The 7170-nt window shown below is 46.1% G+C and carries 9 protein-coding genes and 3 pseudogenes; 11 read left to right on the forward strand and 1 reads right to left on the reverse strand.

Annotation, left to right across the window (positions count from 1 at the left end; translation table 11 throughout):
• From ACLD1X_RS28705 to ACLD1X_RS28755, 11 genes and pseudogenes are all read left to right on the forward strand, one after another.
• Positions 1–672: RHS repeat-associated core domain-containing protein (locus ACLD1X_RS28705; protein ID WP_429373622.1), on the forward strand; the 672-nt coding region annotated here is incomplete at its 5' end.
• Positions 673–685: 13 nt separating this feature from the next.
• Positions 686–1204, forward strand: a complete 519-nt coding sequence (locus ACLD1X_RS28710; RefSeq protein WP_429373624.1) for an SMI1/KNR4 family protein — start codon at positions 686–688, stop codon at positions 1202–1204.
• Between the two features lie 570 nt (positions 1205–1774).
• Positions 1775–2121, forward strand: a pseudogene (locus ACLD1X_RS28715) (hypothetical protein); the annotation flags it as partial.
• The gene (locus ACLD1X_RS28720) at positions 2115–2594 is read left to right on the forward strand and encodes a hypothetical protein (protein ID WP_429373626.1); all 480 of its coding nucleotides are present in this window, start codon (positions 2115–2117) and stop codon (positions 2592–2594) included. The pseudogene ACLD1X_RS28715 and the gene ACLD1X_RS28720, both read left to right, overlap by 7 nt.
• Before the next feature lie 250 nt (positions 2595–2844).
• Positions 2845–3042, forward strand: a pseudogene (locus ACLD1X_RS28725) (RHS repeat-associated core domain-containing protein); the annotation flags it as partial.
• Positions 3043–3456: 414 nt separating this feature from the next.
• Complete coding sequence (locus ACLD1X_RS28730; protein WP_429373628.1) at positions 3457–3873, forward strand: NTF2 fold immunity protein; 417 nt, start codon at positions 3457–3459, stop codon at positions 3871–3873.
• A gap of 289 nt (positions 3874–4162) precedes the next feature.
• Positions 4163–4615: a hypothetical protein gene (locus tag ACLD1X_RS28735; RefSeq protein ID WP_429373630.1), complete on the forward strand. Its 453-nt coding sequence runs from the start codon at positions 4163–4165 to the stop codon at positions 4613–4615.
• 71 nt (positions 4616–4686) lie between these two features.
• Positions 4687–4821: pseudogene (locus ACLD1X_RS28740) on the forward strand (RHS repeat-associated core domain-containing protein); the annotation flags it as partial.
• Positions 4822–5305: 484 nt separating this feature from the next.
• Positions 5306–5656, forward strand: coding sequence for a hypothetical protein (locus tag ACLD1X_RS28745; protein ID WP_429373632.1), 351 nt, complete (start codon positions 5306–5308; stop codon positions 5654–5656).
• A gap of 162 nt (positions 5657–5818) precedes the next feature.
• On the forward strand, positions 5819–6193 hold the full coding sequence (locus ACLD1X_RS28750; protein WP_429373634.1) for a hypothetical protein: 375 nt from the start codon (positions 5819–5821) through the stop codon (positions 6191–6193).
• A gap of 33 nt (positions 6194–6226) precedes the next feature.
• On the forward strand, positions 6227–6706 hold the full coding sequence (locus ACLD1X_RS28755) for a hypothetical protein (RefSeq protein ID WP_429373636.1): 480 nt from the start codon (positions 6227–6229) through the stop codon (positions 6704–6706).
• A gap of 88 nt (positions 6707–6794) precedes the next feature.
• Here ACLD1X_RS28755 and ACLD1X_RS28760 read toward each other — a convergent pair.
• Positions 6795–7170 (reverse strand): phage infection protein (locus tag ACLD1X_RS28760; RefSeq protein ID WP_429373638.1); only part of this gene is annotated, 376 nt, incomplete at its 5' end.

Raw genomic sequence — 7170 nt, forward strand, 5'->3', positions numbered from 1 at the left:
GACCAGATCGGTACGCCGCTGGAGATGACGGACGCAGACGGACGCATTGTCTGGCAGGCGACGTACAAGGCGTGGGGGGCGGTGGAAACGCTGGCGGTCAATGAGGTCGAGCAGAACCTGCGGTTTCAGGGGCAGTATTTTGATGACGAGACGGGGCTGCACTACAACACGTTTCGGTATTACGATCCGGGGGTGGGGCGGTTTGTAACGCAGGATCCGATTGGGTTGTTGGGTGGCTTCAACCTTTACCAATACGCTGCGAATCCAATCGCTTGGATCGATCCTTGGGGTTGGAGCGCAAAACCGTCTCATTCACCAGATGTATCAAAATGGCTGGAAAAAGGCGGTTCGGTACATTCAGAAATTGAAGGGCGGACGTGGGTATACAGTGATTGGGAGGGCAACAGTGTCAGGTACCCGAATGGACATCCAGACTTTACACCGTTCGAACGTCAACAGATTGATGTTCCGGACTTGAAAGGAAATCACGGAAAAAATCCGGGTGGGGATTTCGGAAAGGCTGATGCGCTTGCTCCTAAAGGAAGTGCAGATTACACGAAGAATACTTGGCATCATCATGAAAATATGAAAACGATGCAGGAAGTTCCTAAAAAAATTCACAACAGGTTCACTCACTCCGGTGGAGTGAAAAATATGAAATCCACTTGCTAAGGTAAGGTGTAGTATGCCAGTAGTTTATAAGTCAGGCTTGAAGTCTGCAGAAGTTGATTATATTGAAGTGGAAATTAGTAGGGCGTTCCCAGTTGGGTATAGAGAGTTTTTATGCAAAATGAATGGGTTTTACTTGACGGAGCCTGATTACGCGCAGATCCCATTAAGTGCTGTTGACGAGGGGGTTATTAGTTTTGATCGTTTTTTTGGACTTTTGCCAGAGGAAGATTGTAATGATGTAATTTGTTTTAATAAGGAATTTATTGAGGAGCTTGATTTTCTCGACGAGGCTGTCGCTATTGGCGAGGATGGAGGAGGAAATCCTTACGTAATGGTTGGTAAGCGTGGCGAAAAAGGAGTTTATTATTGGGATAGAACTCATCTTCATGAGTCTGATTTAAAGAATGATTTTGACATCCCGGAGCAGAATGATTGTGGGAACTTGTTTTTTGTCTCTGGGAGTTTTGTTGAGTTCTATAATTTGATTATTAAGTGTGTGGGTGGTGCGCCGACTTTTATAGAGGAGATTTAAGGTTTTTTTGTTTTTTTACTTTTTTGATGGTTCTGGCTTTGTGCGAAAAATCCGTCACCTCAGTCAATGGGGAGGTAAAAAATGCAAAAAAAAGCAGATTGATGATGTGAATGTGAAAGCATATGTCATTAGGGAAGTGTTGGAAGGTGTACATGCAATGCCAGATTCATGGTTTTATTTGCCAAGTGCGCCATGGATGTTAGATGTGAGGGGATGCGTTTTCATTAGAAAGTCGAGATTTTCTTCCTGGGTCAAGAGACTAATTGCCGCCACTAGTGGCGAGCGATGGCTGAAAAAAGACGTTGGGTACTCCCATGATTGAAGATGTGCATTTCAAATGCAAATCAACAGTTGATGGCGGCCGCGACGGCAGAGGTATATTTATAAGTTTTCGTGGCTTGCTCGATCCTAAGGTTAGGAGGCGGTTTGGAGCTGCTTGCAAGCAACGATTAGAATCACATTCATCGGGATCTTTAATAATGAGGTATCCGGTGGCTGAAATGTCCTTTCAGCTACCGTGTTTTTGTCGTTCGCCAACGATATCGTTTTTCTATTTGAGCCATGCTTCCGGCGACCCAATTAAAATTTGTCTACGACTTGCTCGGCCGACTGATCCAGGAGACCACAGCGCAAGGCGCCTTGTCCTACGAGTACGACCCAACGGCCAACACCTCAATTACCTGTACTACGGCGGCGGCCATCTGCACCAACTCAACCGCAAAACGTTTGAGATTACGAGAAAAGATGTCGCAATGGAGCTTCATCATAATGATATTCCACAGCGGGTCGGTGGCGCCGGTGTTCATGAGACTTCGAATTTACTCTCATTAACTCCGTGGGAGCATGAGGCTGTAGATGCATTTAGGTATGTGGGTTCAGATCTGATTAGAGTAGTAAAAGGGGTTGATGTATGGTAGGTGAAAATTTAGATGTCGCGAAAAAAATAATCAGCTCCCAAGGTTATAGAGATTCGGTCGAAGAATTAAAGAAGGCTTTAGGTATAACTGTTATGGCGAACTATGAGGATGTGTTCGCTCGTTTGGACGCTGCTGCGATTACTAGGTCCGGGTTGGATGGTAATGAAATTGAATCCTTAATTTCTCAGTGCTCCAGTGAGCTGAAGGTCTATTCAGTTAAAAAACATAGGGCGCTAAATGGCTTACCTGACGAGCAGGAGTATCCGGTTGGCGAAGAACCGAGTGACGAGGATAAGGATTCAAATATCGTTAGCAAAAGTTATGCACCAGGTTTTTTGTTAGCTAATGCAATTGAATTTTTACTCGCTCGTAAAGGAGTGGAATTGCTGCGGAAATATTTGAAAAAGTCCAGAATTCCTAAGGTTAATGCTTATTCTAATCAAGTGATGAAGTTCTGTGAGAGTGTCGGGTGACTCGTGCGCTGAAAATTTTTCTGCCGAGATGTCGTTGTTTTAGATAAATAAACACGATCCTTGAGGTCGCGAATGCCGACGCAACTGATTGAGGCGAACATACTGAAATAGGGATGAGAGGGTGGCTAGCATGGATTGGCGTGACTTAGAGAGTCGCGTACTTCCAATCTCGACGGCCAGTTCACAGCCGCGACACCGGTCGGCTGATCGACAGCGAAGAGTTCCGCTACGACGCCGCGGCGAACCGGCTGAGAGTCTGCACGTCAATGAAATCGAGCAGAACCTGCGGTTTCAGGGGCAGTATTTCGACGGCGAGACGGGGCTGAACTACACGTTTCGGTATTACGATCCGGAGGTGGGGCGGTTTGTTACGCAGGATCCGATTGGGTTGTTGGGTGGCAGTAATTTGTATGGTTATGCTCCCAACACTAACGGTTGGATTGAACCCTAGGGCTGGTGTGTCAGTGCTGTGGTTACACGTGGCGCGGCAGGGCAACTTCTTAGAGCAACAGCGACAATTACCGCGAAAGATCTCGGTACTGGAACAGCGACGAATGCGTCATCAAGAGCTTGGGCACGTGCGCTGGGTGATTCAAAAGACGATGCGGGACATATCGTCGGAAAGCTTTTGGGTGGTTCAGGCGGTAAAGATGGTGTTTTTCCAAAGCTTTCAAGAATAAACCGAGGTCTTTTCGGAGATTTTGAAGGGGGGTTGCTAGTTTCGTAAGAAATAATGGGCCGGTGGGTGTAGATATTAAGTTTATCTATGGTGCATCAAGTACGAGGCCGACCAAAGTTGTGTATAACGTTTTTCAGCAAGGAAAAACTCTACTGTCTGATATTTTTAGTAACTGAGGTTGTTATGGAAGAAATTTCGGTGGTTGAGGCATTGAAAGGCTTTATGTCAGAAATGCGAGATTGGGAAACGGCTTTTCGCGATGAACAAATGAGCCTGATCGATGCGGATAAAGATACCTCTGACTGTGATAAAAAGTATGAGATCGAGCTTAAGAGGGTTCTAACCAAGTTTTCTGTGTCAGATGAACGAAGCTGGGCTCGACTTGTAGATCTTGGTTGTGGGTCTCCTCCGACTTATGATCCAGAGAGGGATGTAATAAACAAGCCTGTTCAAGAAGGTAAGAATTACGCTGTGGTTGTCGAGCAGATGGCTAGGCTAAAGTCTGTATATAGATTTGTTCTAAAAAATACTGGAAGTGGCTGGTTGATAGTAAAAAAAGAAACAAAAAATGGTGATAAGTGGAAAAGAACAGCTCTCTGACGCTTGTGTAAACAAGGTGCGCTGTTCCGTTGCGCTGGTGACGCTGCAGTTCATGGGTGTGTTTGTTTGTCATCAGGAGTTAGTTGGGGTTGTACCGTGCTTTAAGATTTTATCTCCAGAGGTTGTTTAATGGTGCGGAGTAAAAGTCTAAGCACTTGCGAGTTGTTTTTTACAGATTGCGTTATATGTGTTGCGGGTGGTGGTGTAGAGGGCGTTGCGCTCGAGAAGTATAGTCGGACACTTTGTAAGTGTTCGACGATTTCTCGAAGGCCATCAAGGGGTTAGGCATATGGTAGATGTAGCAGCAGTTAGAGGTTGGGTCGAAAGCTCCCGATATAGTAGTCTTTTGGATTATGTAAAGAATGAAATGAGTTTTAATGTCGGAGATGAACCGGTTTCCGAAATTTTATTCAAGCATGATGTTAATAAGCTTGTTTTGGCCGATATGTCGATACAGGAGCTATCGGAAACTGCTAACCGTAACGTGGATTTCTGTAAATATTTGGCTGCTAAATTTTCGATTATTAAAGGTGCAGAGAATGAGCAAGAGGGAGGCGGGCAGGACGATAAAATTTTGGAGGAGTTGCCTTTCTACAGAAATTTTCTCAACTTACATCTGATCGAATTTTACATTTTGAGTGTTAGGCCGGGTTTTTTGGATGTTTATTTGAAGTCTATTCGTATTCCTAATAGCAAAAAATATTCTGCTCAGCTAAAGAGCGCATTTGCACTTAATGATTAGTTTTTCGGATGAAGATGCTTTTTGGCTGGATATGTTTTGAGGTGGTTTAGCTCTTTAAAATTTTATGCTCAAACACGTTTCGGTATTACGACCCGGGGGTGGGGCGGTTTGTTACGCAGGATCCGATTGGGTTATTCGGAGGGGACAATCTTTACCAATATGTGCCTAACCCAAATGCTTGGATCGATTCCTTAGGCCTTGCTTGTGAAAAATGGGATGTGAACTCGCATCAGGGTAATAAAAGTNATTCGGAGGGGACAATCTTTACCAATATGTGCCTAACCCAAATGCTTGGATCGATTCCTTAGGCCTTGCTTGTGAAAAATGGGATGTGAACTCGCATCAGGGTAATAAAAGTGCTGTAAAGGGTAAAAATCTGGGATTTGACTCTCACCATGTTGGCCAAAAAAATCTAATGAAAGATTTAGTTGAGGGTTACGATCCGGCAACTGCTCCCGCAATGCTGGTTCCGCGTGTGGGGCATACTGTTCTAAAGAAGGGGTAGGCATATTGTCAAGGAGTGGGGTGAATGGAAAGACTGGGTTGCCATTTACCAGCGCGCGTTATGTTGTGGCTCGCGACATAAGAGAACTTAGGTGTGTATATCCCGATGTGCCCAATGCAAAGCTCCAAGAACTGATATCGTTAAATAAAATGATGTACCCAGAGATGCGCTAATGAGGGCGTTTTATGAAGTCTGATCAGAAATTTGTGTCGGCAATATTTGATGAGTTGTTTACAAAAAATCTTGAGCAATATAAAGAGTCCTTAAGTAAGCCGCTTAATAACGATAATGATCCATATGCCAAAACCAGGAATGCCTTGGCTACGCTTAGCGATGACGACAGGGCTAATGTTTTTGCTTTTTTTAACGTTATCATAGCAGACAGCGCTTCTGTGGTGCTGGGGACGCTGGATGGAGTTCATTTCCCTGATGGTATAGATGGAGATTTTGTTGTTACTTTTGATGGAGAAGATATTCAAGGCGATCTTCTTGATATCTTTATTGAAAAGGCCCAGGAAGAGAATGTATATGGCTGACAATCAATAATATTCTCCCGTCATTGAGTTGAACCGTACAACCTGTATCTGAAGGTTTGCAATGGAGTCGACAGCGTATTCGCAGGAAACGCCTCTTAATGAGACATAGTCGTCTGGATTACGGTGTTATTTACAATCAACCACTAGGGAAGTAACCCTCTCATGCAGCAATCACCAACACCAATTCCAACGGTGACAGGTCAACTGATCTCCACCTTCCGTCACGGCAAAGGCTTTCTGGTCTTCACACTGTTGTTCGCAGTTGTCTTGTTGTGCCTGGCGGGATTTGTGTTGTACCTAGGTACCATATTGCCGGCGGGTAGTTCCGGGGCGAACACCAGTCGTGATTTCAGTCCGCAGTTATGGATCTATTTCACGAGTGGATTGCTTGTCGTCATTTCGGCGGTCCTGTTCGGGCTTTATTCGTGGCAGAAGAAGTTGCGCGGGACCCATTATGAGGTTTACGAACACGGCATTGTTGCTATTAGCGGAACGCATAGGCAATACACGGCGTTTGTTGAAATAGAAGATCTTTAACTGTTTAGCTCGGGGCAAACGGCAATCTCCGGCATGATCACTAACGTGGCGTACCGTCGTAATGAGAGTGAGCCATTTCATCGGGCTATCGCGTCGCTCAAGGGTTTTTTTGATTTTCAGCAATTGGTACGTGAGCTACATGTCCGCGAGCGTGTGCCGGTTGTCATCGAAAAACTTGAGTCTGGCGGAGCCGTGATTTTCAAGTATGTGCCGACCGGGCAGGTCTGGCGCAAACGAGTCGCGGGGGATTTCCTCAATGTCACCACTCGGTCAATTATTGTGACAAGCGAATTTCTGGAAGTTGAGGGTAGTAAAATTCCATTGTCGACCCTTTCCTCCGTTGATGTGAATAAGTGGAGTGAGCTGGTCACTATTAAAGATGCTGCCGGGAATCAGATTCTATCAACGGTATGCACCGGCATCATGAGCCATGACTTGTTCCTCACGACGCTGGATGTACTGCTGGATGCGCAGCGGGCCAGCAGCGGTGAGACTGTCTCGAGCCTGGCCTGAGGATTTCAGGGCACCGTCCGGCTGAACAACACAAAAAAACCGGCTGATCAGGCCGGTTTTTTTGTGGGGCAGTGGTGGAGCAATTTATTCAGGCATTGCGACTCTGGATCAGACGATCCGAACCACCTTCGGCAACGCGGTTCTGCAGCAGCTTGTCGGAACCACCTTCAGCACCACGGTTCTGCAGCAGTGTGTCAGAACCGCCTTCGGCAACACGTTTTTCCAGCAGGCGATCGGAACCACCTTCAGCACCACGGTTCTGCAGCAGTGTGTCAGAACCGCCTTCGGCAACACGTTTTTCCAGCAGGCGATCGGAACCACCTTCAGCAACGCGGTTCTGCAGCAGCTTGTCGGAACCACCTTCAGCGACGCGGTTTTGCAGCAGCTTGTCGGAACCACCTTCAGCAACACGGTTCTGCAGCAGTTTGTCAGAACCGCCTTCGGCAACACGTTTTTCCAGCAGG

Source organism: Pseudomonas sp. 18173 (genome assembly GCF_050432945.1).
GTDB lineage: Bacteria > Pseudomonadota > Gammaproteobacteria > Pseudomonadales > Pseudomonadaceae > Aquipseudomonas.